24 protein-coding genes are annotated in these 25,380 nt (G+C 58.2%); 13 read left to right on the forward strand and 11 right to left on the reverse strand.

The window, feature by feature from the left end:
* Nucleotides 1-68: 68 nt before the first annotated feature.
* The 3 genes from ACYVIT_RS20755 to ACYVIT_RS20765 form a co-directional block, all read right to left on the reverse strand.
* Nucleotides 69-1,889, reverse strand: a complete 1,821-nt coding sequence (locus ACYVIT_RS20755) for a glycoside hydrolase family 15 protein (protein WP_415804368.1) — start codon at nt 1,887-1,889, stop codon at nt 69-71.
* A gap of 4 nt (nt 1,890-1,893) precedes the next feature.
* On the reverse strand, nt 1,894-2,712 hold the full coding sequence (locus ACYVIT_RS20760; RefSeq protein ID WP_415804369.1) for a glucose 1-dehydrogenase: 819 nt from the start codon (nt 2,710-2,712) through the stop codon (nt 1,894-1,896).
* An 81-nt stretch (nt 2,713-2,793) separates the two neighbouring features.
* Nucleotides 2,794-4,038 (reverse strand): glycosyltransferase, encoded by a 1,245-nt coding sequence (locus tag ACYVIT_RS20765; RefSeq protein WP_415804370.1) that lies wholly within the window; start codon nt 4,036-4,038, stop codon nt 2,794-2,796.
* 73 nt (nt 4,039-4,111) lie between these two features.
* On the opposite strand from ACYVIT_RS20765, the gene ACYVIT_RS20770 reads away from it, so the two are divergent.
* The 8 genes from ACYVIT_RS20770 (at nt 4,112) to ACYVIT_RS20805 (ending at nt 11,485) form a co-directional block, all read left to right on the forward strand.
* On the forward strand, nt 4,112-4,702 hold the full coding sequence (locus ACYVIT_RS20770; protein WP_415804371.1) for a TetR/AcrR family transcriptional regulator: 591 nt from the start codon (nt 4,112-4,114) through the stop codon (nt 4,700-4,702).
* A gap of 93 nt (nt 4,703-4,795) precedes the next feature.
* The gene (locus ACYVIT_RS20775; RefSeq protein ID WP_415804372.1) at nt 4,796-5,527 is read left to right on the forward strand and encodes a class I SAM-dependent methyltransferase; all 732 of its coding nucleotides are present in this window, start codon (nt 4,796-4,798) and stop codon (nt 5,525-5,527) included.
* Nucleotides 5,528-5,703: 176 nt separating this feature from the next.
* Nucleotides 5,704-6,348, forward strand: a complete 645-nt coding sequence (locus ACYVIT_RS20780; RefSeq protein ID WP_415804373.1) for a TetR family transcriptional regulator — start codon at nt 5,704-5,706, stop codon at nt 6,346-6,348.
* 127 nt (nt 6,349-6,475) lie between these two features.
* Nucleotides 6,476-7,450: a tripartite tricarboxylate transporter substrate binding protein gene (locus ACYVIT_RS20785; protein ID WP_415804374.1), complete on the forward strand. Its 975-nt coding sequence runs from the start codon at nt 6,476-6,478 to the stop codon at nt 7,448-7,450.
* A 42-nt stretch (nt 7,451-7,492) separates the two neighbouring features.
* Entirely contained in the window at nt 7,493-8,668 is a 1,176-nt protein-coding gene (locus ACYVIT_RS20790; RefSeq protein WP_415804375.1) for a Gfo/Idh/MocA family protein, read from the forward strand.
* 30 nt (nt 8,669-8,698) lie between these two features.
* Nucleotides 8,699-9,904, forward strand: a complete 1,206-nt coding sequence (locus tag ACYVIT_RS20795; RefSeq protein WP_415804376.1) for a dihydrodipicolinate synthase family protein — start codon at nt 8,699-8,701, stop codon at nt 9,902-9,904.
* Nucleotides 9,905-9,908: 4 nt separating this feature from the next.
* Nucleotides 9,909-10,799 (forward strand): sugar phosphate isomerase/epimerase family protein, encoded by an 891-nt coding sequence (locus ACYVIT_RS20800; protein ID WP_415804377.1) that lies wholly within the window; start codon nt 9,909-9,911, stop codon nt 10,797-10,799.
* A 110-nt stretch (nt 10,800-10,909) separates the two neighbouring features.
* Nucleotides 10,910-11,485: a YdeI/OmpD-associated family protein gene (locus ACYVIT_RS20805; RefSeq protein ID WP_415804378.1), complete on the forward strand. Its 576-nt coding sequence runs from the start codon at nt 10,910-10,912 to the stop codon at nt 11,483-11,485.
* Nucleotides 11,486-11,612: 127 nt separating this feature from the next.
* Here the strand turns inward: ACYVIT_RS20805 and alaE are convergent, their stop codons facing one another.
* Complete coding sequence (gene alaE, locus ACYVIT_RS20810) at nt 11,613-12,077, reverse strand: L-alanine exporter AlaE (RefSeq protein WP_415804379.1); 465 nt, start codon at nt 12,075-12,077, stop codon at nt 11,613-11,615.
* 55 nt (nt 12,078-12,132) lie between these two features.
* Nucleotides 12,133-13,038: a LysR substrate-binding domain-containing protein gene (locus tag ACYVIT_RS20815; protein WP_415804380.1), complete on the reverse strand. Its 906-nt coding sequence runs from the start codon at nt 13,036-13,038 to the stop codon at nt 12,133-12,135.
* A gap of 285 nt (nt 13,039-13,323) precedes the next feature.
* On the opposite strand from ACYVIT_RS20815, the gene ACYVIT_RS20820 reads away from it, so the two are divergent.
* Nucleotides 13,324-14,253: an aromatic alcohol reductase gene (locus ACYVIT_RS20820; RefSeq protein ID WP_415804381.1), complete on the forward strand. Its 930-nt coding sequence runs from the start codon at nt 13,324-13,326 to the stop codon at nt 14,251-14,253.
* A gap of 37 nt (nt 14,254-14,290) precedes the next feature.
* Here the strand turns inward: ACYVIT_RS20820 and ACYVIT_RS20825 are convergent, their stop codons facing one another.
* The 4 genes from ACYVIT_RS20825 to ACYVIT_RS20840 form a co-directional block, all read right to left on the reverse strand.
* A complete protein-coding gene (locus ACYVIT_RS20825) occupies nt 14,291-15,322 on the reverse strand; it encodes an AraC family transcriptional regulator (RefSeq protein ID WP_415804382.1) in 1,032 nt (343 codons plus the stop codon).
* A 98-nt stretch (nt 15,323-15,420) separates the two neighbouring features.
* On the reverse strand, nt 15,421-16,755 hold the full coding sequence (locus tag ACYVIT_RS20830) for an MFS transporter (RefSeq protein WP_415804383.1): 1,335 nt from the start codon (nt 16,753-16,755) through the stop codon (nt 15,421-15,423).
* A 274-nt stretch (nt 16,756-17,029) separates the two neighbouring features.
* Nucleotides 17,030-18,538 carry a M81 family metallopeptidase gene (locus tag ACYVIT_RS20835; protein ID WP_415804384.1) on the reverse strand — a complete coding sequence of 503 codons (1,509 nt, stop codon included), beginning with the start codon at nt 18,536-18,538 and terminating at the stop codon, nt 17,030-17,032.
* Nucleotides 18,535-19,443, reverse strand: a complete 909-nt coding sequence (locus tag ACYVIT_RS20840; protein ID WP_415804385.1) for a polysaccharide deacetylase family protein — start codon at nt 19,441-19,443, stop codon at nt 18,535-18,537. Before ACYVIT_RS20840 ends, ACYVIT_RS20835 begins: the two co-directional genes overlap by 4 nt.
* Nucleotides 19,444-19,746: 303 nt before the next feature.
* Between ACYVIT_RS20840 and ACYVIT_RS20845 the strand changes: the two genes are divergently transcribed.
* From ACYVIT_RS20845 to ACYVIT_RS20855, 3 genes are read left to right on the forward strand one after another with little or no spacing between them, the layout of a single operon-like run.
* A complete protein-coding gene (locus ACYVIT_RS20845; RefSeq protein ID WP_415804386.1) occupies nt 19,747-20,370 on the forward strand; it encodes an NAD(P)H-dependent oxidoreductase in 624 nt (207 codons plus the stop codon).
* On the forward strand, nt 20,367-20,990 hold the full coding sequence (locus tag ACYVIT_RS20850; protein ID WP_415804387.1) for a TetR/AcrR family transcriptional regulator: 624 nt from the start codon (nt 20,367-20,369) through the stop codon (nt 20,988-20,990). Before ACYVIT_RS20845 ends, ACYVIT_RS20850 begins: the two co-directional genes overlap by 4 nt.
* Nucleotides 20,991-21,048: 58 nt before the next feature.
* Nucleotides 21,049-22,011, forward strand: a complete 963-nt coding sequence (locus ACYVIT_RS20855; RefSeq protein WP_415804388.1) for a GlxA family transcriptional regulator — start codon at nt 21,049-21,051, stop codon at nt 22,009-22,011.
* A gap of 99 nt (nt 22,012-22,110) precedes the next feature.
* Here the strand turns inward: ACYVIT_RS20855 and ACYVIT_RS20860 are convergent, their stop codons facing one another.
* Together ACYVIT_RS20860 and ACYVIT_RS20865 are read right to left on the reverse strand one after the other, a co-directional pair.
* Nucleotides 22,111-22,752, reverse strand: a complete 642-nt coding sequence (locus ACYVIT_RS20860; RefSeq protein WP_415804389.1) for an HD domain-containing protein — start codon at nt 22,750-22,752, stop codon at nt 22,111-22,113.
* Between the two features lie 199 nt (nt 22,753-22,951).
* Complete coding sequence (locus ACYVIT_RS20865; RefSeq protein WP_415804390.1) at nt 22,952-24,079, reverse strand: aminotransferase class V-fold PLP-dependent enzyme; 1,128 nt, start codon at nt 24,077-24,079, stop codon at nt 22,952-22,954.
* Between the two features lie 314 nt (nt 24,080-24,393).
* Between ACYVIT_RS20865 and ACYVIT_RS20870 the strand changes: the two genes are divergently transcribed.
* Nucleotides 24,394-25,374, forward strand: coding sequence for a CobW family GTP-binding protein (locus ACYVIT_RS20870; protein ID WP_415804391.1), 981 nt, complete (start codon nt 24,394-24,396; stop codon nt 25,372-25,374).
* Nucleotides 25,375-25,380: the final 6 nt, after the last annotated feature.

A 25,380-nucleotide genomic window follows, 5' to 3' on the forward strand; every position in this document is an offset into this window, starting at 1 on the left:
GCTGCCAACGTTTTCAAATCAACCGGCAATCTAGCGACAGGATAGTCAGCACCAAAACGTATGCACCCTCATTCCTGCGGCGCGTCGCGCGATGAACGCTGGCGCGCCGGGCCGCCCGCAGCACTCAGGTTATAGGCTGTATTGACCAAACCGATATGCGAAAAACCCTGCGGGAAATTGCCAACCAGGCGCTTGCGCACCACGTCATACTCTTCGGCCAAAAGTCCCAGATCATTGCGCAACGACAACAGACGATCAAACAAGCGATGCGCGTCATCCAGCCGCCCCTGCATGATGTAGGCGTCGGCCAGCCAGAAGCTGCATACCAGGAACACGCCTTCGTCGCCTGGCAGGCCATCGTCGCTATGCTCGGTCGAATAGCGCAGCAGCAGTCCGTCGCGCAGCAACTCGCGCTCGATCGCCTGCACGGTGCCCGCCACGCGTGGGTCGTCTGCCGGTAGAAAGCCAACCTGCGGAATCAACAGCAAGCTGGCGTCCAGCGCCGTGCCGCCGTAATACTGCACGAAGGTATTGCGTCCCGCGTCGTAGCCATGCGTGCATATGTCCTCGCGGATCTCTGCGGCCAATGCACGCCAGCGGTCCACCGGGCCTTCCAGGCCGAAGCGTTCACAAGACTTCACGGTGCGATCCAATGCCACCCAGCACATCAGCCGCGAATGCGTGAATGCCCGCGGTGGCCCGCGTACTTCCCAGATGCCATGATCCGGCTGTCGCCATAGATCTTCGAGCGGCTTGAGCAAGACCTTCTGCATACGCCAGGCCTCGGCCAGAGGCGCCAGGTCGGCCACTCGCGCGGCATGCAGGGTCTCGATCAGTTCACCATACACATCCAACTGCATCTGACCTGCCGCGCCATTGCCCAGGCGCACGGGCGCACTGCCCTCATAGCCCGGCAGCCAGGGGATATCGTGCTCGGGCAACCAGCGCTCTCCCGCGATGCCATACATGATCTGCAGTTGGTTGGGATGGCCGGCGGCCGCACGCAGCAACCATTGCCGCCAGGCCTCGGCCTCCTCCCGATAACCGGCGTTCAGCAAGGCATACAGCGTCAGCGCCGAATCGCGCAGCCAGCAGTGTCGGTAATCCCAGTTGCGGCTGCCGCCCAGCTGTTCGGGCAACGAAGTCGTGGGTGCCGCCACGATGCCGCCGGTCGGCTGAAAAGTCAGCAGCTTCAGCGTGATCAGCGATCGCACCACCGCGTCACGCCGCGCGCCTGGACCGTTGTCCCAATGGCATCGCTTGGCCCATTCGTGCCACCACGCAATGGTGCGGTCCATACTTTCCATGCGATCAGGCACAAAATGCGGGGTCTTGTGCGAACGATGGTACGACAGGGTAAAAGGCACGGTCTCGCCTTCCCGAACCGTGAAGCAAGCCACGCTTTTCATGTCGCGGCCTTCCAGTGGCACGGGCGTGTGCAGCTCGACAGCATCGGGCCCGGCGATGGCGCTCAAGCCGTAATCGCGCCGTCGCACCCACGGAACCGCCTGCCCATAGTTAAAGCGCAGCGTCAATTCCATGTTCATGTCGACCTGGCCCGACTCGCCTTGCACAATGCGCACCACATCCACCCGTTCTTCTTCATCGCTCAACGGCATGAAGTCGTACACGTGCACGACACCGGAGGGCGTCTCATGGCGGGTTTCCAGCACGGCGGTATCAGGCAGATAGCGACGCGTGGCGGTACATCCCGATTGGCTGGGCGCCACCAGCCAGCGGCCATGGTTCTCATCACCCAGCAAGGCGGCAAAGCACGCCGGCGAATCGAAATGCGGCAAGCAGAGCCAATCGATGGAGCCATCGCGCGCCACCAACGCGGCGGACAGCATGTTGCCGATCAGGCCATAGTCCTCAATGGGCTTTGACATAGGATCACCCCGCACCGCGAAACGCAGGATACAACGTCATACCGCCATCGACGAACAGCGTGGAACCGGTGACGTAGTCGGAATCGTCGCTGGCCAACCAGGCGACGGCACGCGCCACGTCCTCCGGTTCGCCTATACGCCCGTACGGAATCAGTTTGAGCAGCGATGCCAGGCTTTCCGGTGTGTTCCAGGCGGGCGCGTTGATGGGCGTGCGTATCGCTCCGGGCGCTACAGAATTGACGCGAATCTTCATCGGAGCGAGCTCTTGCGCCAACGATTGCATCAACAGTGACACGCCTCCTTTGGACGCTGCATAGTTGGCCTGGAATGCCCAGGGAATGACCTCGTGGACCGAGCTGATGAAAATGATCTTGCCGACAGCTGCGTTGCTCGACGGCGAGGATTCGCGATTCAGAAAGGCCCTGGCCGCGGCGCGGGCACACAAGAATTGGCCGGTCAGGTTGATGTCGATGACTTTCTGCCATTGCGCCAGCGTCATGTCCTGAATGGCTGCCGGCTGTTCGATGCCGGCGTTGTTGACCAGGATGTCGATGCCTTGGTAATGATCCACAGCGACCTGGAACAGATGCTCGACGTCTTCTTCGCGGCTGATGTCGGCCGCAGCGGGGACGGCCTGGCCCCCCGCGCGGGCAATTTCCTGCACGACCTCGACACCCCGTCGCTCGGAGTCTTCGTTGGGACGGTGGTTGACGACTACGCGTGCTCCCGCTGCCGCCAATTCCAGGGCGATGCCACGCCCGATCCCTGAGTTGGCGCCGGTGACAATAGCCACGCGCCCGGACAGATCTACCGCATGCCGCATAGTGCTCTCCTTGCGGCGGGCGGTTTCGGTATTGCTGCCTCAGGAATCCACGGGCGCCGCTCTCGATAGCAAAGGGTCAGCTTAGTCCTTGATGGGGCATGGATTCAACCCCGCACCGGAAACAAGAAGTCTCTCAATCATTCTCACTCCCACAGCCAGTCCATCCTCGCCAGCCATAGCCCGCCCTACAGCTTCCGCACGTTCGATGACAGCAGGCTGTTCTACAAACGAAATAGCATCGCGCAGAACTAAAGTATCCAACCGACCAGGAGACACCGCAGGCGCCGCCACCGCCAGCCTATACAGCCGATCCGACCAAAAAGACTGATCCCCCGCAAACGGGATCACAATGGATGGCTTTCCTGCCCTCGCAGCCGAATGCGATGTCCCCGAACCGCCATGGTGAATCACAGCTGCCATTTTGGGGAACAGCCAGTCATGCGGCATGGCATCAATGCGCAGAACATTGTTCGGAAGAGGCATCGATCCGATGTCGCTCCACCCCGGCCAAACCACCGCACGGCGACCGTTCAATGCTTTGATGACAGCTTCAAGCATGCGTGGCAGGTCGATGCCAGTCATGCTGCCAAAGCCTACATAGATCGGCGCGGGACCGGCAGCGAGAAACTGCGTCAGCTCGGCCGGCGGGACAAAGTCGGTGCTAAGTGACGGCACCCATTGGCCGCACATGGCGGCGTTGTCCGGCCAGTCTTCAGGCTGTGGCAATAGCGTGGGTGAAATGCCGTACAGCATCGGATGTTCCGTCCAAAGCTTTGCCCTGGGCGGCAACCCAAGCACATCGGCTCTGGCACGGTTGAGTGCTTTCCTGAGGCCCAACCACAGCAACTGATTGGTCAGGACGAGGCTTGCCCGGTTCAATCGATTGGGAACCCACGCGGACGGCAAGAAAGGGGATGGAAATTCACTCGACGGCGTCAGCGGGATCATCCCGGCGCCAAGGGCAGGCACTGCCAGACGTTCCGCGACGGAGAGCCCAACAAAGCCAGCCAGTCCTGACACCACGATTGCATCGCAGCCCTGCGCGGCCTCGAACGTCTGTGCCATCCACGCTGCGGCGTTCGCATTCGTCAGCCCTACCAACGCCTTGGCTGTGCCTCGTGCGCCCGACTGACTCCACCGCGTAAACAGCGTTCGAATATCCCCGGCCAGAGGCACGGCCGGCACTGCAAGCCGCTGCGCCAATCCCAATGATCGCGCCTCTCCCAGCAAGGAAACCTCATGCCCGGCTTGGATCAGTGCGTGGCTCAACGCAATCAATGGGCGCGTATCCCCGTCGGTGCCATATGTCAGGACGACTATTTTCATGGACTTTCAACGCTAAAGTAAACGACGTATACTTTTAGCATATCATTTTTCACTCGCCACAACACCATCAAGCATGCCACGCAAGCTCATACGCCCCGACCGCCGCGCAGAGATCCCCGCGCATATCCAGCGTGTTGCTGAGCGACTGTTCCGATCGCATGGTTACGCGCATGTAACCATGGAACAGATCGCCGGCCAGGCAGCCGTATCCAAACGTACTTTGTACAAGTATTTTGCTGTAAAGGAGACGCTACTGGAACGTGTGCTGGAGGATGAATTGGCAACTGATCTGGCACAGCAGAACTTCCACATTGACGGCCAAGCCGGCTTCCGCAGTAGCGTCTTGGACTTGCTGCACGGATCTGCGCAGTGGTGCGAGCAGCACACGGATTACTTGCTGCCCTACATCCGGCACAAGTTCGCGACTTTCGATCCGAGCGCGGCGGCGCAGAAAGACACAGGCCTATTGCCGGTCTGGCAGATGTTGATCGCCACAGCGCAGGAACGAGGAGAGCTGCGTGCAGAGCGCTCGGCAGAGCAGCTAGGGACTTACTTCCACTACTTGTATCTCGGCGCCCTGATGCGCTGGCTCACAGAGCCCAGGCTTGATCTACGAAAGGAATTCGATATGGTGGTTGCTCTGTTTGTCGATGGAGCGGGATGAGCGTGTCCATAAAATGAATGCCTATTGACCGAGACATGCTACTCACCGATCGGTGTCGTTAACGCCTCGTCCAATCTTTCAAAGGAAGCAAACATGGCACAGAACATATACGACGACCCGCAGTTCTTCGATAAATACAGCCAGCTCCCCAGACAGGTCCACGGGCTGGAGGGTGCACCCGAATGGAGCGCTATCAAAGCGATGCTGCCACCGTTGCAGGGCAAGCGCGTCGTTGATCTCGGTTGCGGGTTTGGATGGGCGTCTCGATGGATGCGCGAGAACGGGGCTGCTTCGGTAATCGGATACGACCTATCGCAGAATATGATCAATCGCGCCCGCGTGGATACACGCGATGGCGCGATCGAATATCGTATTGCCGACCTCAATACACTCGAACTGCAGGCTCGCGGTTTCGACCTGATCTACAGCGCCCTCACCTTTCATTATGTCGAGGACTTTGATCGTCTCGTCGGTACAATGCATCAGGCCCTGGTGCCAGGCGGTGCGTTGGTATTCACCATTGAACACCCGATCTTCATGGCTGCGTCGCAGCCGGGCTGGATCGAGGATGGTCAAGGTCGCAAGACATGGCCGGTGAATGGTTATGCGATTGAAGGAGAACGTCGCACCAATTGGTTCGCTGATGGCGTCCTGAAATATCACCGGACACTTGGAACGACGCTGAATACGCTCATCCGGAATGGATTTCAGATCGATCAGGTTGAAGAATTCGCGCCGACTGTAGATCAGATCGAGCAGAACCCTGGGCTCGCTGAGGAACTAGAGCGTCCTATGATGCTATTGATTGCTGCGCATGTAGCTTAGCCGACTGGCGGGCTGCCGTAAGGACATCCACCCTGCGTCGTCGAGGAAGGCGTAACCAGCAAATATGACGTGACCTGCGCAAAGCCCTGATCGGCCTTCCAGCGACGAATGATCTCTAGATCTCGGATACTATGGAAAGCCTTTTCTATTTTCCATAATTCCCCATTTAGTTAACAATGCCAGATCCAGCCTCTGCCGAAATCCGCTCTCGCGATGCCGACCGCTCGCAACAGGTCATTCTGGATGCTGCGGTTGCCGAGTTCTCCAGCTACGGCCTGGCTGGGGCGCGCATGGATCGCATTGCGGAACGGGCCGGTGTCAACAAGCGCCTGATTTACTATTACTTCCAGAGCAAGGACGCCCTGTTCCTCGCGGTCCTGGAAAACACGTATGCGCGCATCCGCCAAGCGGAACAGGCGCTGCGTCTGCATGACATGCCGCCAGCCCAGGCCATCCGGCGCCTCACCGAATTCACCTGGAACTACTACATCGAGCATCCCGAGTTTCTCACGCTGCTCAACAGCGAGAACCTGCACGAGGGCCAACACCTCGCACGCTCCGCAAGAATCAGCGAGATGAACTCCCCCCTCATAGAGACGCTGGGGGAGATCCTGGAACGCGGCCGGCGCGAGAAACTATTTCGAGGCGGTATCGACGCGATGCAGCTCTACGTCTCGATCGCCGGCATGGCCTACTTTTATTTGTCGAATCACTACACGCTGTCAGCCGTATTCGGACGCGATCTGATGACGCCCAAGGCGCACCAGGAAAGGCTCTCTCACATCTGCGACGTCGTCCTCGGCTACGTACTCAGGAACTAGCAATCGCCCCGTTGACAAGAACGGACTGGGGCCTCTATTATTTTCTTAATTCACCAACTGGTGATTTAAGTTGCATCGGCACCTGACGCTGCTGCGACACCTAAAGCAGAAAAAGAGGAGACAGGTCATGCCTTTGCGCCGTCATTCGCTGCGCTTCATCTTTGCTTCGCTGCTGGGTTGCGTGGCCCTGCCTGCCATGGCCGCCGACTACCCATCCCGACCGATCCGCGTCATCGTGCCGTTCGCCGCTGGCAGCACCGTCGACATCATCGCCCGCGTCATCAGCGACAAAATGAGTGAAAACCTGGGCCAACCTTTTGTGATCGAGAACCGTGGCGGAGCAAGCGGGACGATTGGTCAGCAGGCCGTAGCGACCGCTGCGCCAGATGGCTACACACTATTGCTTCACTCTTCTTCGCACACGGTCAGCCCTTCGACCTTTGCAAAGCTGCCCTTCGATACGAAGACTGATTTTGCGGGCATCACGCCGCTCGCCTCGCTACCCAACGTGCTCGTCGTGTCTCCTGAGAAAGGCTACAAGACCGTAGCGAACCTGCTAGCAGCCGCTCGCGCGAATCCCGGCAAGCTGAATTTCGCCTCCGCCGGTCAAGGCAGCGCCACGCATCTGAATGCCGAAAAATTCAAAGACGCCGCCAACATCGATGCCGTGAACATCCCGTTCAAGGGATCATCCGAAGCTGTGAGCGAAGTGCTGGCTGGACGCGTCGATTACTACTTCTCGCCCATCGCTCCGGTCATCGGCCAGATCAAGGAGGGACGCCTGCAGCCGCTGGCTGTCGGCTCCGCCGAACGCGCAGCGGTGCTGCCCGATGTGCCCACTGTTGTCGAGGCTGGCGTACCTGGGGCCCAATTCAATTTCTGGATCGGCATGCTGGCGCCCGCCAAAACACCGCGTCCCATCATCAATCAATTGCACACCGCAGCGACCAAGGCGCTCGAATCGGATGCCGTCAAGGCTCGTTTTCTGGAGCTCGGCGCCCAGGCGTGGACGCTGTCGCCCGAGCAGTTCGATCAGTACATCGAAAAGGAAATCGGCACCAACGCCGACATCGTCCAGGCGGCCGGCATCTCGGCGCAGTAAACGGGCCACACGCCCATCTCTACGACTCGAAGGAAAACCATCATGCCCACGCAACGGCTTGGAATCATCATGCACGGCGTCACCGGACGCATGGGGATGAACCAGCATCTGATCCGCTCCATCGTCGCTATCCGCGCCCAAGGCGGCGTGACACTATCCAATGGCGATAAGGTCATGCCCGACCCTATCCTGATCGGCCGAAACGCCGAGAAAATCGAAGCCCTGGCTCGCGCGCACGGCATAGAACGATGGGGCACCGACCTGGATGCAGCGCTAGCCAACTCGCAAGACGCCGTTTTCTTTGATGCGGGCACGACGCAGATGCGTCCTGCGCTGCTCGCCCGCGCCATCCAGGCAGGCAAGCACGTCTACTGCGAAAAGCCCATCGCCACGAACCTGAACGAGGCTGTAGAGATCGCGCGACTGGCGCAGCAGGCTGGCCAGGATTACGGCATCAAGCACGGCGCGGTGCAGGACAAGTTGTTCCTGCCGGGCCTGCGCAAGCTCGATATGCTGCGTCGTGCCGGATTCTTCGGCCGCATGCTGTCGGTACGCCTGGAGTTCGGCTACTGGGTATTCGAGGGCGACCTGCAGCCCATTCAACGGCCGAGCTGGAACTATCGCGCCGAAGACGGCGGCGGCATGATCCTGGACATGATGTGCCACTGGCGATACGTCCTGGATAACCTGTTCGGCGAAGTTCAGTCTATCTCATGCCTGGGCACCACGCATATTCCGCAACGCTGGGACGAGGCAGGCAAGCCCTACGCCTGCACAGCGGACGACGCCGCGTATGCGACAGCACAATTGCGCGGCCATGGCGGCGAGCCGGTAATCGCGCAGTTGAACATGAGCTGGGCTACGCGAGTGCGCCGCGATGACCTGGTGACTTTCCACGTCGACGGCACACACGGATCCGCTGTCGCGGGCCTGTCTGATTGCCGCGCCCAATCGCATGTCGCCACGCCGCGCCCGGTCTGGAATCCGGATGTCAAACAAACAATGAACTTCTTTGATCAGTGGCAGGAGATTCCGGACTCGTCAGTCTACGACAACGGGTTCAAGGTTCAGTGGGAACACTTCATCCGCCACGTCGTCGAAGACACGCCTTACACCTGGACATTGCCCGAAGGAGCCAAGGGAGTGCAATTGGTAGAAGCCGCATTGCAAAGCTGGCGCGACCGGCGCTGGATCGATCTCGAACCGCTTTCGATCTAACCGCCACAGGCCGCCTCTTCAGGAGTTCACATGGCATTGACACTATCCCTTCCCGTCTCGAAGGACGCGCCGCTTGCGCCCTATACCTTGCGCGGAATCGTGCCTGCACGCCCGTCCAAGGTCTCTTTCGACCGCATCGCCTACTCGGCCGCCCATGTCGTAGCCGACCCGCTCGCGGCACGTGATCCCTGGGTGCATACCGTTGTCGACTGGGACGCAACCATCGCCTATCGTCAGCATCTCTGGTCGCTGGGATTGGGTGTAGCCGAAGCCATGGACACCGCGCAGCGCGGCATGGGGTTAGACTGGCCGACCTCGCTGGAACTGATTCGCCGATCGCTAGACGCGGCGCGCGACGTGCCGGGCGCGCTGGTGGCCAGCGGTTGCGGCACTGACCACCTGCCTCCCGAGGACGCGACCAGTGTGGACGACGTCATTCGTGCCTATGAAGAACAGATGGCCGCGATCGAAAAACTGGGTGGCCGAATCATTCTCATGGCAAGCCGTGCATTGGCCCGGGTGGCCCGCTCGCCCGATGACTACATTCGCGTTTATGGACGCCTGCTCGAACAAGCCCGCGAACCGGTCATCCTGCACTGGCTGGGCGACATGTTCGACCCCGCGTTGGCAGGTTACTGGGGCACGGAAAATCTGGATCAGGCCACCCAGACCGCGCTGGAGATAATCTCCGCACATGCCAGCAAGGTTGACGGCATCAAGATTTCACTACTTGACGCGCAGCGAGAGATCGCCATGCGCAGACGACTGCCCACTCACGGCGGCAACGACGGTAAAGGCGTGCGTATGTACACGGGCGACGACTTCAATTATGCCCAGCTCATTGCAGGCGACGGCGATGGCGATCATCCACGCCACGGCCACAGCGACGCGCTGCTGGGCATATTCGACGCCATCGCCCCGGTGGCTAGCGCCGCGCTCGGTGAGCTGGCGCAAGGCAATACCGAACGCTTTCACGCACTGATGGCGCCGACAGTCCCACTATCGCGGCACATCTTCCAGGCGCCCACTCGCTTTTACAAAACCGGGATCGTGTTCATGGCCTGGCTCAACGGGTATCAGGATCACTTCACGATGGTCGGCGCTCAACAGGGCGCGCGATCGGTACTGCACCTGGCCGAGCTATTCCGGCTCGCCGATCAAGCGGGGCTGTTGGAACAACCGGAACTGGCGGTGCGCCGCATGCGCACGTTGCTTGCACTGCACGGCATCGAGTAACGACATGCGCGACTTCTCGAACGACCATTCATGGCTCTCCATCAACACGGCGACAGTCCGCAAACAAAAGGGTGTAGAGACGCCCCTGCCACGGATCATTGAGCAATGCGCCGCACGCGGCATACGCGCGATCAGCCCATGGCGGGATCAAGTCGCTGCAGTAGGCCTACCCCAAATCCGCGCCCAATTACGGGACACCGGCATTGCCTTATCGGGTTACTGCAGGGGTGGTTTTTTCACCGGTTCGACGGCTCAATCGCGACAGGCAGCGTTGGATGACAACCGGCATGCCATGGACGAGGCCAAGGCGCTGGATGCACCTTGCCTGGTGCTTGTGGTGGGTGCACTGCCCGGCGCTTTGGAGGGCTCGCCGCATTACAAGGACATCGCCCGAGCACGAGGCGAAGTGCGCGACGGTATCGCCGCATCGCTCGCGTATGCGCGAGAAATCGGCATGCCGCTGGCGATCGAGCCACTGCACCCTATGCAGGCGGCCGACCGCGCCTGCATCAATACGCTGGCCCATGCACTGGACCTGTGCGACGAGCTTGATCCGACTGACGATCACACGACCCCCGCCATGCTGGGCGTCGCCCTGGATGTCTATCATGTCTGGTGGGATCCGGCGCTGCAAAGCCAGATCGCACGCGCCGGCAAACGGCGGCTCATGGCCTACCATGTCTGCGACTGGCGACTGCCCACGCGTCACCTGCTGTCGGACCGCGCCATGATGGGCGACGGCGTCATCGAGCTGCGCAAGATACGTGGATGGGTGGAGGCAGCGGGGTACGCGGGATACAGCGAAGTCGAAATTTTTTCCGAAATGGACTGGTGGCAACGGCCCGGTGGGCAGGTGCTCGACGTGTGCATCGAACGCCATCGGGAGGTGGTCTAACGGAGGCTCCTTACGTTGAACGTTAGGCACATACAGCTCGCCATCTTGCAAATGCGCGGGCTTCGGTCAGTTCGTTTCCGACGTGCTCTCAGTTCTGTTAATCTCACGGCATGTCCCAGAGCAAACAGGAACCGATCGCCTTCCGCAACGCTGCAGAATTGAGCGAGTGGTTGATGAGCCATCATCAGCACTGCAGCGAGGTGTGGATACGGATCTTCAAGAAAGGGTCCGGCCAGCAGTCAGTCACGTGGGCGGATTGCGTGATCGAGGCCATTCGCTTTGGCTGGATCGATGGAAAAAAGCTGCCGCTAGATGAGGCTTCGTTTCTACAACGCCTAACGCCTCGAAAGCAGAAGTCAAACTGGTCAGCCAAAAATCGCGAACATGCGACTCGGCTCATCGCAGAGGGACGAATGACGCCCGCAGGCCTCGCCCATGTCGAAGCGGCAAAGGCTGGCGGCCAATGGGACAGCGCCTACGAAGGCTCCGCCACCATGACCATCCCGCAAGACTTCCTGGATGCTCTGGAAGCAATGCCGGTGGCTAGGGCCTTTTTCCAGACACTAGATCGGAGGAATCTCTATTCGATCTACTATCGGCTTCACACGGCCAAACGCGCCGAGACGCGCGCCAGAAGATTGGCGCAAATCCTTGCCCAGCTTGATCGCGGCGAGCGCTTCCATTGAGAAAAAGTACACAAAAAACTGTAAAGCTCATCCAGTGCGAGGAGCAAGCAGCAATGACCGTCAATGAGGCCGGTAAGAAGCCGTTTTTTCACCACACTTTGACTCGCCGCTTGGCCGTATACCTTTTTTATCCATTCAAAGACATCGGCTTGTCCCCGCCAGGAGGCAGCCCGAAAAGACTTCTTACCCAATTGAGGAATGCTCCATAGGGGCGCCCTAAAAAAAGCATCATGACGGCGGCCCCCAGAACCCCACGCAGCAATCCGCTCCCAGAAGCCCCACTAAACGCAATGATCGCGGCGTAAATCGGAACCTGAAAGCTCATGAGAGCCAAGCTGTCCCATAAAAGACGGGACAGCCGAGTTTCCTTGGCATGGCGCATTATCCAATCCCGCCATATCCCGTAGGGCCTGCCGACCGGGATCATCAGCGCGCCGCCCAACAGTCGCGCATGCAGCACTTGCTCCCATGTCATTCCTGCGATGAAGCGCTCGTTGATAATCCCTGTCGTGGTAAAGAACAGGATCAGTGCCAAGGTATCGGCAATATAGGCTCGCCTGGTATGGGGTACGGATTCTTGTAAATTCGCCAATGTGGTGCAATCCTGAAATATCGATGTTGTTAAGTCAGTAGCCTCAGCTCAACCTCTACCAGTCCGCGGCTTCCTTTGCAATGATCCCGGTGCACCAGTCAATGAACGCGCGAATGGCTGGAGAAAGATGACGGCTCTGAGGATACAGAATGGAAATGGGCTCGGTCGACGCTTCGGCATGCTCCAGCAGCCTGATCAGCCGACCCTCCGCGATATGCTGGCGCACCATATAGCTCGCGACACGGATCAAGCCAAAGCCAGCCACACCGGCTGCGACATAAGCATCAGTATCGTTCACGCTGATGCGGCTCGCAATCGGAACCGTGATGATCTGCGAACCCTCGCGGAGAGTCCAACTGGTGGCACGACCAGAACGGCTGCCTATGTACCCCACGGCCGTATGTTTCTTCAGCGCAGCGACCCTAGTGGGCATGCCATGCCGCTTGAGGTAATCCGGTGAGCCGCATAGGTACCAATGAAATTGTCCTATGCGCCGCGCGACCAGTCGCGATGGCTGCGGCGTTCCGGTCCTGATGACGCAATCGATACCCTGCTGGACGATGTCTACGGTGGCATCGGACAGATGGAAATCTACGTCGATTGCGGGATAGCGATCCGTAAAGTCCCGCAAGACAGGAATGATGAAATTCTTGGCTAACGTAGGGGTGGTGCCTATCCTGATGGATCCACGCAGCACGCCTGAATGCTGCGCGGCCATTTCCTCTGTCAACTGCACATCCCGCAAGAGCGCCTTACAGCCATCGTAATAACGCAGGCCGGCATCTGTGACGCTCAGCGCGCGCGTCGTTCTGTTCAGCAGTCGCACGCCAAGATGCGATTCGAGTTCCTTGATCGTGCGCGTCACGGTGGAAGGCAGCACCTGCATTGTGTCGGCAGCGTTCTTGAAACTGCCAGCCTCGATCACTCGCACGAAGGTTTCCATGGCCTGTAGTCGATCCATGCGATGCCGCTCCTCGATGTGGTCATGGCATGGCGAGTCCGGAGAACGTTCGCGCGTTGCAATGACGTAGACAGGGCCGAATATTATTGCATTAATTCAAATTATTAATTTTTCTAGCCAGGCTTTATCGCCACCTCGTTTTGGCTCATCATCAGTCCATGCATCCCGAAATCTCGGGAAAAAAAGGCATTTGTCGAAAATCCGAATCATTGAAACCTCTTAGTTCCATTCGGATTCGTATGTTCGGCTACGGCGATTACATCGATTTTATTAAGGAATCCTCTAATGAATCGTAGTGAACCCAAGCGGCAGCGCGTGCTTGTTCTGGGGGCTGGTCAGCTCGGGATAGCGGTGTTGCGCGCGCTCGGTCCTCGTGCCCACAGCTCGCAGATATCGGTGACTGCCCTGGTATCTCCGAATACGGTCAATCACCCATCGGCGCGAGATACCGAAACGCTCGCTGAGCTTCGCGGTCTGGGCATCGAGGTCATAGGCTTTGACCTGGCGGCTGACGAGGCATCGCTGTCGACGCTTTTTGAGAGCTACGACACAGTCTTGAATTGCTCGGGTTTCGTGGCTGGCCCTGGCACGCAGTTAAAGATCAGCAGAGCCGTGTTGACAGCGAAGGTCAGGCGCTATTTCCCGTGGCAGTTCGGCGTCGACTATGACGTCGTTGGCAATGGAAGCGGGCAGCCCGTATTCGACGAACAATATGCGGTGCGGCAATTGTTGCGCAGCCAACAAGACACAGAGTGGGTGATCGTGTCGACGGGAATGTTCACGAGTTTCCTGTTTGAGCCGGCGTTCGATGTCGTGAATCTGGAACGAAAGACCATTCACGGCCTGGGCAGTTGGGAAACAAAAGTCACCGTGACCACTCCCGAGGATATCGGTTTGCTCACCACAGAGATCCTGCTGGCCGAGCCAAGGATTACCAACGAAGTCGTCTACGTCGCTGGTGACACGATCTCATATGGGCGGTTGGCAGAAGTGATTGAACGCGTCACGGGTCGAGCTTTTGAGAAGACCGTATGGACTCTGGAAAAATTGCGAACCGATCTGGCCCAAACTCCTGATGACGTGATGACACGCTATCGGGCGGCGTTCGCCTTGGGCGATGGGATGTGGTGGGAAAAGTCCCAGACCTTCAATGCCCGACACAGCTATGAGACGATCGACGTCGAACGCTACTTGAGGGCGAAGCTGGGCTCGTGACCTTGGAAGACATCGGCCAGCGTTGGTTATCCTGTGATCAGGACTCCTCAGACTCTCGTGCAGTCTGTTGACTGCGCCATTGGCTGGCGCTGCAGCCGAACGAACTCTGAAACCACCGGGAAAACGAACTCAGGCTTTCAAACCCGGTCTGGTCTGCAATCATAGCCAGCGAACTGCTAGTTTCCGCCAACGCCCTAGACGCGATATCCGCCCGCACGCACTGGAGTATGCGTGAGAAGGTGGCCTTCTCATGCGACAAATGCCGACTCATCGTCCGGCGGTCCATGTTGAAATGGGCGGCCAACGATTCCGCATCACAGCTGCCCTCGTCCAACATCTTTCTGATCTGGCGCTCCACCTTGTTCGAAAAGCTGGTCACCGAACGTTTCATGATGGGCGTCAGCTGTTGCATGGCCAAGCGCCTCAGAAACGGGGATGAGGTCACCGGCGTGCGCTGCAGGATGCTTTCATTAATGACGAGCCCGGACAAGACCTGTTTGTATTGCACCGGACACTTAAAGAATCGCTGAAATACCCGCATATTTGGCGGCTTGGCGAATGCCAGAGCAATCATGTCGGGTTGGAAGTCTGTGCCCAACAACCAGCGCACCAGCATCGTAACGCCCACCAATGCGAATTGGGTGCATTGAAAGGACTCTTCTCGAGTGCGTGCCGAGATCTCTATCACTACCAGCGGATTCTGAAACCGCTTATCCAGCTGGATAAAGGTCCCATCGGCATGCAAGGTCAAATGGGATGTATAGAAATTGATCGCTTGCTCAACAGTCTCGGCCTCTCGCATCAACAGCGTAACCTCGCCCAGGTTGGGCATGCCGCGTTGAATTGCAGCGCGTGTCGCGAAGTCTGGACAACCGGACACTCGAGCACACTCGGCCAGAAGTTTGAGGAATGCGTCGAAGGAAATCTGGGTTTCCAGATCCTCCATGCAGGCGATATCCAGGCCCACGCTGGTCAACATCTTTGCGGGGTCCAATCCCACCGCGCGGGCTGCGTCGGGAAAACCTACCAGCGTGGCGCTGCGGATCGTTCTTCTGTTTCGCGCTTCCATTGCTTATTCCCCAACCGACGAGGCCGATGGCAGTACGAATCATAATAGATTTGCGGCTGCGATCGGCCTGCGCTGCACAGGCATGTCCTTGCCGGCGATCACTTCAGTTTGGCAAAGGCGGTTTCTCGCGCGAAAAGTGTGACTATGCCTGACAACAATGCACCGCCCATCAGGTAGTAAACGGGTGCAATCGGCGTCTCGAACTTCTGGATCAACCATACCGCTACGAACGGCGCGAAGCCTCCAAATAACGTCACCGATACGCCGTAGCCGATACTCATCCAAGTCGTGCGATTGCGAGTCGGGAACATCTCGACCAACGTCGTTGGCAATCCACCCGCGATGGCCGCGAGGATCACCGAGAATATGCATTGCACCATCAGCAGGTCTTTTAATGTTGCGGGCGTCAAAGACACCAGATGGTTAAAAGCCGGGTAAGAGGCGAGCAATGCAAATACGCAGGAAAACATCAGGACGGTCTTGCGGCCTATCAGATCGGATATCTGGCCAAACACTGGCGTCAGCGCCGCCAGCAGCAATAGTCCCACGGTATTAGCCCACAATGCCTCGGATGCCGTCACCTGCAGATTCGATGTCACCCACGTAGGCATGTAGAACAACAGTATGTAGAAGCTGACATTGGACAGCACCGACATGCCACATGCTCTGACCGACAGCTTGAACCCCGCGCCATCCTGCAGCATGGGGACAGGACGCTCTTGCAACGCCGCCGCTTGCTCGAAAGCGGGCGTCTCGTCGATGGATCTGCGCATCCACAGTGCAAAGGGTCCGATGACGCAGCCGATGATAAAGGGCATGCGCCATCCCCACTCGAGCATTTCTTCAGGCGTTAATAGTGAATTGAGCACAGCGGCCACACCGGATCCCAACAACAGGCCGCCAACGACACCGACCATGTGCAGGCTGCCGTACAGGCCGCGACGTCGTTCTGGCGCCCATTCGACGATGAAGCTGATCGCCCCACTCCATTCACCACCTGCCGAGAACCCCTGTAGCAAACGCGCCAACACCAGTAGTGCCGGCGCGATGATGCCCGCGCTTGCGTACGTAGGCAGTATCGCCAACAGCAGCGTGCCCGCAGCCATCATATAGACGGTCAGTAACAGCGCAGCCTTGCGGCCGCGGGTATCGCCAATGCGGCCGATGACAATACTGCCCAGAGGGCGGGCGACAAACCCAACGCCGAATACGGCAAACGACGCCAACAAGGCCGTTGCAGGATCGCTGGATGGAAAGAAGTTCTTTGCGATCAGGCCCGCAACGAATGCGTAGACGGCAAAGTCGTACCACTCCAATACGTTGCCCATCACTGGCGCCAGAATCGTGCGTACGCTCGCGATACTGCGCCGCGTCGTCGTATTCGACAACGCTTGGTGAGCGGCCGCATTGACCGCGGGTGTTTGTGTAGACATTTCGCCCTCGAGATGTTGGTTAGGACCAGCGTTCTTGTTTCTTGTGAGGACGCAACCTATCTTCCGATTTTATGTTTCGTACCTGTCTGGAGTAATTGGCTGCGCTTAGGCGCCATAGTGATCCAGTTGCCAAAACACTCTTGTCAGAATGGGACATGCACTTGTCGGATTGGGGCAAGTCATATTGGGGGAATCACTGATTCGGACGACCACGATATCGGTATCGCAGGGAATCAAGACCGTGGTCCATAGGGGCGCAGACTACGCAGAGACTTCAGGGGCGAACCCGCGTGGCATGGGAAAGCTTTTTCCATGGCAGATCACCCGGATCGGCCGCCAGCATACCGGGCGCCAAAGCATACAGAATATCGGTGTCAGGGGTTTCCACGACTGCTTCGAAATCGGCACGGAAATGCTGCGTGCTCTTGACGACGATAATCTTCATTTCCTCCGGGTTGATACCCACCATCCGGAAAAGCTCGCGGTCCTGGGCCCCGATCCGGCCGCTCGCCACGACAATCAACACGCCATCGATTTCCAAACAGGCGCTAGGACCGAGCCGAGTTTGAAAGCCGGTCATCTTGGGCCCCTTGAACGTCGTCACGCCGTCTGACAAAGCCAGGATACGGAATGTCCCGGAAACGGGAGGTTCGCTCGGCCCTGTCGGCGTCTCTACAGATTCGCCGAGTTGGATTTCCAGCGTCTGTCCGACTCCTGCTCGGTGCGCGGCAGCAGCGGCCTGAGGATCATAGAGCACGCCTAGCGTTACGCGCCCTGGAAACACCTCGCCAGCCTTGGCATCCAGCAACGCGTGCAACATTCCGGTTGTCGAACTGGTGCCGCCAATGCCAGGATTGTCTTGTGTATCAGCGATCACAATAGCGCGGCGAGCTGACGCGGCGCGCTCCAGGCCGGAGATGACAGCCTCCCTTGCTTTCAGTGCCTTCAAGCGCCATTGCTCAGGTTCCGCGATCCGCTTTAGCAAGGTCGCGATGGCTTCCTCCGCACGATCACCATGAGACCACAACACGGGAGCGCACTCTTCGAAATCCGAAGACGGAAATCCCATGCAAAAACTGGTCATCGTGCCTAAGCGTTCGTCGATGTCGCTCAACAACTCATAGGCGCCTTTTGCCGGGTCGGATGCGGTGCCTTGAGAATTAACCGGAATCAGATAGGGTAACCGTTCTACGCGGAGCTTTTCACGCGCGCCGTTGCGCAGATACCGGTCCAGCAACTCTGCGGCACGCTCGCCGGTTTTCACGTAATCAATGTGCGGGTATGTACGAAACGCAACCAGGCCATCCGCCTGTTCAAGCATGGCCTTTGTGACGTTCGCATGCAGATCCAGACTGACCACAATAGGAACTGACGGACCTACCACTCGACGAATGCGTGTCAGTAGCTCACCCTCCGCATCGTCGAACGATTGCGCCATTGCCGCGCCATGCAATTCGAGATAAATCGCGTCGTATTCCATACGCTCCGCGTCAGCCACGATAGTTTCACAAATACGTTCAAATGCCTCATCGGTAACATAAGAAGAAGGCACCGCCCCACACCACAGGCTAGGCACCAAGGTCCAGCCGCGCTGTTGCGCTTGGCGTGCAAAGCCTGTCGCCGAAATCTCGACCTTCATCACCATGTCAAGCATGAGCTCGCCATGAGTGGGAGGCGGAAAGCTCTCTCCACGCTCGAATGCGGCCCAATCGGCCAAGTGCGCAGCAAAGGTGTTGGTTTCGTGCTTGAACCCCGCTACAAAGACTCGCAAAGCTGATGTCATTGTTTTTCCCCGTTCGCCAATACATAGGCAACGATCTCGTCATGCCGCGCAAACCACACTCCGCCCGGCAGCGTCTTGGCGTACTTGATTAACTCGTCCAGAATCCAGATCCGAGATCGGTTGGTAATTACATGCGGATGCATGGTGAGTTCGAACAGACCGCCTTCTGTATAGGCGGCGTCCAATTCACGCTTGAAGATGTCAAACACATCGGCGGGCGGGGTGTAGGGTCGCAGCCCCTGGAACCGATGCATCAGGAAATAGACCGCATCATCGCGCACCCAATCGAAGGGAATCTCGACGATGCCGGTGGCCTCTCCGTGCATCTCCAGCTCGTAGCAATCGTCATCGGCTGCCAGTGACGAATCGTACGAAATGCCTAACTCACGCAACAGTTGCAGTGTGTTTTCGGAGAAATCTGCCGAGGGCGAACGAAAGCCCGTGGGGCGCTTTCCCGTCACCTTTTCCAACGCGTCAAGCGAGCGCAGCATCAGGCTCCGCTCGTCCTCCATGCTGAGATTGGAGTTCAACTCGTGGATCCAGCCATGGATGCCGATCTCGTGTCCGGCTGCGATTACCTTTCTCTGCTCTTCGGGGTATAGCAACGCTGTTACGGCCGGGACATAGAAACTGGCTGGGATCGCGTGTTTTTCCAGCAGATCCAAGATACGAGGGACGCCGACTCGGTGGCCGTACTGGCCCCACGCAAGACGGTTGATCGAGCGACCACCGTCGCGCAGTTCGTTGGTCTCATGATCTGAGTCGAAGGCCAACGCGATAGCTAGTTGTGCGCCGTTTTTCCATTTCTGGGGACGTAGCCGCCGCCCTGCTCTGACGCGGCTGACTAAACGCCGCCATTCCTGTTCCGGCCATTGCCAGGGTTGGATCTTGTTTTGATCGTTCATAACGGACTCCTATCCGCGCGTAGCGCACGGTGTTGGCTAAGTTGCGAACACTTTAGGAGCCCTGATTAAAGTCGATTGACGAAACGGGACAAGATTTTTTCAGATCGCGCCAAAACCGGATGAAATGCGATGCGCCAAGAAATACTCGAAAACTAGGCGTGCTCCCAAGCATGCACTAGCAAACGATCCCGTACCCCTTTCCCGTCAATACAACGCTCAATTTCACGCTCCATCAAATAAAAAACAAAACCTACTATTAGTAGGTTACTATCGGTAGGTTAACTTCCGATGGAGTAACCAACCATGCATGCCCTTATCGTCGTCGCACATCCCGACCCAGCATCGCTGACCCATGCGGTCGCCGCCCGGATAGCAGAGGGCATCACCGCGTCAAACCCTCAGAACACTTTCGAAATCGCCGACCTGGCCGCAGAGGGCTTTGACCCGCGGTTTACCGAGGCGGACGTAGCCCTGCATTTGAAGGAAGCGGCGCCCTCGCCTGATGTCGCGGCAGAGCACGCACGTATCGACCGCGCGGACGCTCTGGTATTGGCCTATCCTGTGTATTGGTGGTCTTTCCCTGCATTGCTCAAAGGATGGATCGACCGAGTATTCACCCAGGGCTGGGCGTATGAGGAAGACGCAGATGGCAAGCTCGTCAAGAAACTGCATCGCCTGCCAATACATCTGATCGGACTGGGCGGCGCCAGCCGGCGCACATATTCCCGGCACGGGTACTCCGATGCGATGAAGACTCAAATCGACCACGGGATCTTCGGCTATTGTGGTGCGCGTGTTGCGACGTCGGAGTTGCTGCTTGCGTCCGATGCCGGATTCCCCGCGGCGCACCTCGATATGGCGCGAGCAATCGGTAATGGGATTTTCGCTTCCCATACCGCTACAGAGGCAGAGGCGATCGAGATATGAAAAATCGTTCACAGGAATCCCCACCACGCCGGGCCGCGTCGGCTGCGCCTCGCCGCCTATCCAAGGAAGCGCGGCTGCGCCAACTGCTGGATGTGTCGTGGAAACTGATCAGCGACGAAGGCACAGATGCGCTAACACTGGGACGGCTGGCTGCGGAAGCCGGGGTGACCAAGCCCGTGGCCTATGACCACTTCGGTACGCGCAATGGGCTGTTGGCCGCGCTCTATGAGGATTACGATATCCGCCAGACTGCGCTGATTGATGCGGCAATTGCCGCGAGCAAACCGAGCTTGAACGAAAAGGCGCGCGTTATCGCCGCCAGCTACGTTAATTGCGTGCTGACCCAGGGGCGCGAGATTCCAGAACTGCTCGCAGCCCTCAGCGGCTCTGCAGAACTCGCTGTGGTCAAGCGCCAGTACCAACTGGCATTCATCGAAAAGTGCAAGCAGATCCTTGCACCTTTTTCTGGTACGCAAGGCGTGTCGCAGACCAGTCTATGGGCGATGCTTGGGGCCGCCGATGCGCTTTCTCAGGCGGCCGTCGTCGGAGACATCAGCGAACAACAAGCGCAGGACGAGTTGGCGGAAACCATCCGTGCGATGGTCAAGCGCAGCAAGTAAGAGCATCCCGGAACAACAGTGCCGCCCGGATAAAAATATGCAACGCAAGGAGCGCAAGGTGAAAAACAGATCGGTCGCTATCGTCATTCACGAGGGCGTACAGGCGTTGGATGTTGCAGGCCCGGTCGACACATTTCATGAGGCCAATGGCCATTTGAAAGATGAGGACCGGTATGAAATAGTCCTCGTTGCGGCTAGTCGAGCTCCCCTTCATGCTTCCAATCGAATGCGGTTGATCGCAGATATGACGTTTGGCGAAGCCTCGCGGCCGTTCGATATCGTGCTAGTCGCTGGCGGGCCTGCATTGCCAGACGCGGCGCCGGACCTTCAGCTCAACGAGTGGCTGCGACGAGCGGCAAGCCATGCCGAGCTCTATGGTTCTATCTGCACCGGCGCCTTTATCTTGGGCCACGCAGGACTGCTCGAACAACATCGCGTCACGACACACTGGCAGAACGCAGGGAAATTGGCAACCATGTTTCCCGGGTCAAACGTCGAAGCCGATGCCATCTACATCCGCGACGGCCGCCTGATCACGTCCGCCGGTGTCACGGCCGGGATAGACATGACACTCGCGCTCATCCGCGAATTCCATGGGCGCGACATTGCCCTGGCAGTGGCCAAGCGGTTGGTCGTGGTGGCACAGCGTCAGGGCGGCCAATCGCAATTCAGTCCCTTCCTGACTGCAACTCAGGATCCAGACTCGCCCGTGGCGCGGATCCAGACGTTAATCACGGCAGACATTCAAAAACGACACACCCTTGCGTCGCTGGCGGCTGAGGTATCGATGAGCCCCCGTAATCTCACTCGGCATTTCATACAGGAAACCGGCGTTACGCCGCACGAATTTATACAACGCATACGTGTCGATGCTGCGCGCACGATACTGGAAGCAAGCGATAGCCCTCTGAAGTCAGTCGCCTATGCCTGCGGTTTCGGCGCTGCGGATCGCATGCGCATTGTTTTCAAGGAACGGCTAGGCGTGACGCCTGCGCAGTATCGCGCCAGCTTCAGACAATGAGTGAAGCCTGCCTCGAACGCGTCGTGGAGAAAGCAGATCTGCCGCGCGCCCTGATTCTCGGTATACACTCGGCGTTCGAGGAGCGCCTAGCCCATTAGGTCAGCTTGGCCAGGCTGAGCCTCGAATAATTGAGCAGAAATTCATTCTCTGGTAGCTCTGGTCCTTGAGCTCGAGCACATCAGCTTTCACGTTGCCGAACGTCGTCAGCGGCTTATGGCGTATGCCGTCCGCAAAATGATCAATGATATTTTCTTTAAAGTTCAGCCCGCGCGGATGACACTTACATACGTGCTCGCGCTGGTCATGAGTGAAATCGTTATAAGCAATGCCGAGCACATCCATTTCTACCCCAGCCGTTACCAGGGCAACGGTGGGTCGCATATGCTCGGGGATTCCTGGTGTCGTATGTAATGCGATCGCCGTCCAGACATCTTCGATGTCGCGTTCGGAAACGCCATAGCTCTTCATGAAGTCGCGCGCGGCGTTCGCACCATCAACCTCAAAGCGCAAATCGGGACTGGAATATGTTTTTGCCAGCCCCATATCGTGAAACATGGCACCCAGATACAGCAGCTCCGGATCAAAATCCAGGCCACGACGCTCCCCAGTCAACGCCCCCCAACAGAACACTCGCCGACTGTGGTGATAGAGAAGATCATCCTCCGTGTCGCGAACGAGTTGAGTGGCGGCGCGTGCGATAGCACTGTCCGGGATGTGGATACCGGCGATAGTTTCGGTCATGAACGAATGCTCCGAGTGAGTTAACAATCTGACAACGGATCTTCATTTCATCACTCGGCCTGGCGGTCCACAACGAGCGCGTTACAGCGAAATTGGACAAACTTGCGTCGTTTTATACCTGGGCCGGACCGCGCCGTCCTGCTGGAAAGCGGTTTTCCAGCAGGCTCGTCGTGCTCATCACCGTACGGTTAAAGCGCCATCACGACATGGCATCCAACGCCCGCTTCAAACTCCCCACGGTACGGTCCAGATTGTGCAGCTTGTCCAAACCGAACAACCCCAACCGGAACGTCTTGAAGTCACTGGGTTCGTCGCACTGCAACGGCACACCCGCGGCCGCCTGTATACCTACCGCAGCGAATTTGCGAGTCGAATGGATGCCGTCATCATCGGTATAACTCACGACAACGCCGGGCGCAGCAAAACCATCGGCCGCCACGCTTTTAAAGCCCTTTTCCCGCAACAACGCACGCACGGCGTCGCCCAGCGCCTGCTGTTCCGCGCGGACTTTATCGACGCCATAGGCCTCGAGTTCCAACATCGCATCGCGCAAAACCGTCAATGAATCCGTCGGTAAGGTCGCATGGTAGGCATGTCCGCCGCCTTCGTACGCCTCCATGATTTGCAGCCATTTACGCAAATCAGCCGCAAAGCTGGTACTGACAGTGTCGCCAATACGCTGACGCGCAGTTTCGCCCAACATGACCAGGCCGCAGCATGCCGATGCCGACCAGCCCTTCTGCGGAGCGCTGATCAGGATATCAACGCCGGCCGCCTTCATGTCGACCCATATGGCGCCCGACGCAATACAGTCCAGCACAAAGAGTCCGCCCTCGGCGTGCACGGCGTCGGCGACTTTGCGCAGGTAATCGTCGGGCAGGATGATGCCTGATGCGGTCTCGACGTGCGGGGCGAATACCAGATCGGGTTTGTGTTGTTTGATGGCCGCCACGACCTCGTCCACCGGCGCAGGCGCAAAAGGCGCCTGCCTGCCAGCGCTGACGGGACGCGCCTTGAGCACTACCGATTCCGAGGGAATGCTTCCCATATCGAAGATCTGCGTCCAACGATAGCTGAACCAACCATTACGGATGACCAGGCAACGCTTGTTGGTGGCAAATTGACGTGCGACAGCCTCCATGCCAAAGGTGCCGCTGCCGGGCACAACGATGGCGGCCGAGGCGTTGTAGGTTTGCTTCAACACTCTTGAAATGTCTTTCATCACGCCCTGGAAAGCGTTCGACATGTGATTGACGGCACGATCGGTGTACACCACCGAGTATTCCAGCAAACCGTCCGGGTCAACGTCGGGCAACAGACTGGGCATGTTCTCTCTCCTAAGTGTGGTACGAGTGCCGCCCCCACAGCAATCAGGGCGGCTGGCTTTCGACCCAGTTTATACCGACCTGAAAATGACATGTCGCGTTTAAAAGAGCGCCTTCCGCTAATGAAGAGCGGCTCATTGCGTTATCCGCAATAGAGCTCCGACCCAGGCAGCCGATCATCCAAATGATGTTATGTTATAACATATCAATTTGGACAACGTATGCGGCGACCAATCGCCAGCCAGCTCGCTTTTTCTGCTGGCCGCAGCGTAATGGCGCGGCGTTTCTGTATCTCCTGACCTATCGAGGCCTGACCATGGCGCAAATCCCAGTCACCATCCTTACCGGTTTTCTCGGCAGCGGCAAAACCACCCTGCTCAACCGCATCCTGCAAGAGAACCACGGCCACCGCATCGCGGTGATCGAAAATGAATTTGGCGAAACCGGGATCGACAACGAGCTGATCGTCCAAGAAGCCAACGAGCAGATTATCGAGATGAACAATGGTTGCATATGCTGCACTGTGCGTGGCGACCTGGTCCGCATATTGGGGGATTTGGCGCGACGGCAGGCAGCAGGCGAGGCAGCGTTCGAACGTGTCATCATCGAAACGACTGGCTTGGCCGACCCCGCACCAGTGGCGCAGACATTCTTCGTCGACGATGAGATTGCCGAGGCCTATTTACTCGACGCTATCGTCACGGTTGTCGATGCCAAGCATGCCCCCCAACAGTTGGACGAGCATCATGAGGCGCAAGAACAGGTCGGCTTTGCTGATCGAATCCTGCTATCGAAGACTGATCTCGTTGACTCCCAGGACGCAGAGGGCCTGGAGCAACGGCTGCGCCGTATGAATGCACGGGCACCGATCTCTCGCGTCCATTTTGGCGAAACGGCGATTGCTGAGATTCTGGACATCCGTGGTTTCAACCTGAATGCCATCCTCGAAATCGAACCGGAATTTTTGACCGATACGGACCACGAGCACGATGACGATGTCGGCAGCTTCGTCTTTGAATCCAAGAAACCGTTTGACCCTTTATTGCTGGAAGATTTCTTTGGCGGCCTGGTTCAGGTCTACGGCAATGACCTGCTGCGCTACAAGGGCGTGCTGTCGGTGAAGGGCTCGAGCCGGCGCATGGTATTGCAGGGCGTACACATGATGGTGGGCTCGGAACCCGGAGCGCCATGGAAACCAGGCGAAGCCCGTGAAAGCCGACTTGTCTTCATCGGCCGCCGACTGCCCCGCGAGGTACTCGAACGTGGTCTGACGCAGGCCCTGGTGTCCTCGCACTAAGGTCCG

The organism is Bordetella muralis, assembly GCF_054781015.1.

Excerpts from the sequence above, each read along its gene's own strand:
- ACYVIT_RS20830 (WP_415804383.1), bottom strand. The coding sequence starts at position 16,755 with ATGTCTACACAAACACCCGCGGTCAATGCGGCCGCTCACCAAGCGTTG.
- ACYVIT_RS20760 (WP_415804369.1), bottom strand. The coding sequence starts at position 2,712 with ATGCGGCATGCGGTAGATCTGTCCGGGCGCGTGGCTATTGTCACCGGC.
- ACYVIT_RS20850 (WP_415804387.1), top strand. The coding sequence starts at position 20,367 with ATGAAAAATCGTTCACAGGAATCCCCACCACGCCGGGCCGCGTCGGCT.
- ACYVIT_RS20770 (WP_415804371.1), top strand. The coding sequence starts at position 4,112 with ATGCCACGCAAGCTCATACGCCCCGACCGCCGCGCAGAGATCCCCGCG.
- ACYVIT_RS20780 (WP_415804373.1), top strand. The coding sequence starts at position 5,704 with ATGCCAGATCCAGCCTCTGCCGAAATCCGCTCTCGCGATGCCGACCGC.
- ACYVIT_RS20835 (WP_415804384.1), bottom strand. The coding sequence starts at position 18,538 with ATGACATCAGCTTTGCGAGTCTTTGTAGCGGGGTTCAAGCACGAAACC.
- ACYVIT_RS20795 (WP_415804376.1), top strand. The coding sequence starts at position 8,699 with ATGGCATTGACACTATCCCTTCCCGTCTCGAAGGACGCGCCGCTTGCG.
- ACYVIT_RS20845 (WP_415804386.1), top strand. The coding sequence starts at position 19,747 with ATGCATGCCCTTATCGTCGTCGCACATCCCGACCCAGCATCGCTGACC.
- ACYVIT_RS20800 (WP_415804377.1), top strand. The coding sequence starts at position 9,909 with ATGCGCGACTTCTCGAACGACCATTCATGGCTCTCCATCAACACGGCG.
- ACYVIT_RS20815 (WP_415804380.1), bottom strand. The coding sequence starts at position 13,038 with ATGGATCGACTACAGGCCATGGAAACCTTCGTGCGAGTGATCGAGGCT.
- ACYVIT_RS20870 (WP_415804391.1), top strand. The coding sequence starts at position 24,394 with ATGGCGCAAATCCCAGTCACCATCCTTACCGGTTTTCTCGGCAGCGGC.
- ACYVIT_RS20805 (WP_415804378.1), top strand. The coding sequence starts at position 10,910 with ATGTCCCAGAGCAAACAGGAACCGATCGCCTTCCGCAACGCTGCAGAA.
- ACYVIT_RS20765 (WP_415804370.1), bottom strand. The coding sequence starts at position 4,038 with ATGAAAATAGTCGTCCTGACATATGGCACCGACGGGGATACGCGCCCA.
- ACYVIT_RS20775 (WP_415804372.1), top strand. The coding sequence starts at position 4,796 with ATGGCACAGAACATATACGACGACCCGCAGTTCTTCGATAAATACAGC.
- ACYVIT_RS20825 (WP_415804382.1), bottom strand. The coding sequence starts at position 15,322 with ATGGAAGCGCGAAACAGAAGAACGATCCGCAGCGCCACGCTGGTAGGT.
- ACYVIT_RS20860 (WP_415804389.1), bottom strand. The coding sequence starts at position 22,752 with ATGACCGAAACTATCGCCGGTATCCACATCCCGGACAGTGCTATCGCA.
- ACYVIT_RS20820 (WP_415804381.1), top strand. The coding sequence starts at position 13,324 with ATGAATCGTAGTGAACCCAAGCGGCAGCGCGTGCTTGTTCTGGGGGCT.
- ACYVIT_RS20790 (WP_415804375.1), top strand. The coding sequence starts at position 7,493 with ATGCCCACGCAACGGCTTGGAATCATCATGCACGGCGTCACCGGACGC.
- ACYVIT_RS20755 (WP_415804368.1), bottom strand. The coding sequence starts at position 1,889 with ATGTCAAAGCCCATTGAGGACTATGGCCTGATCGGCAACATGCTGTCC.
- ACYVIT_RS20785 (WP_415804374.1), top strand. The coding sequence starts at position 6,476 with ATGCCTTTGCGCCGTCATTCGCTGCGCTTCATCTTTGCTTCGCTGCTG.
- ACYVIT_RS20840 (WP_415804385.1), bottom strand. The coding sequence starts at position 19,443 with ATGAACGATCAAAACAAGATCCAACCCTGGCAATGGCCGGAACAGGAA.
- ACYVIT_RS20865 (WP_415804390.1), bottom strand. The coding sequence starts at position 24,079 with ATGCCCAGTCTGTTGCCCGACGTTGACCCGGACGGTTTGCTGGAATAC.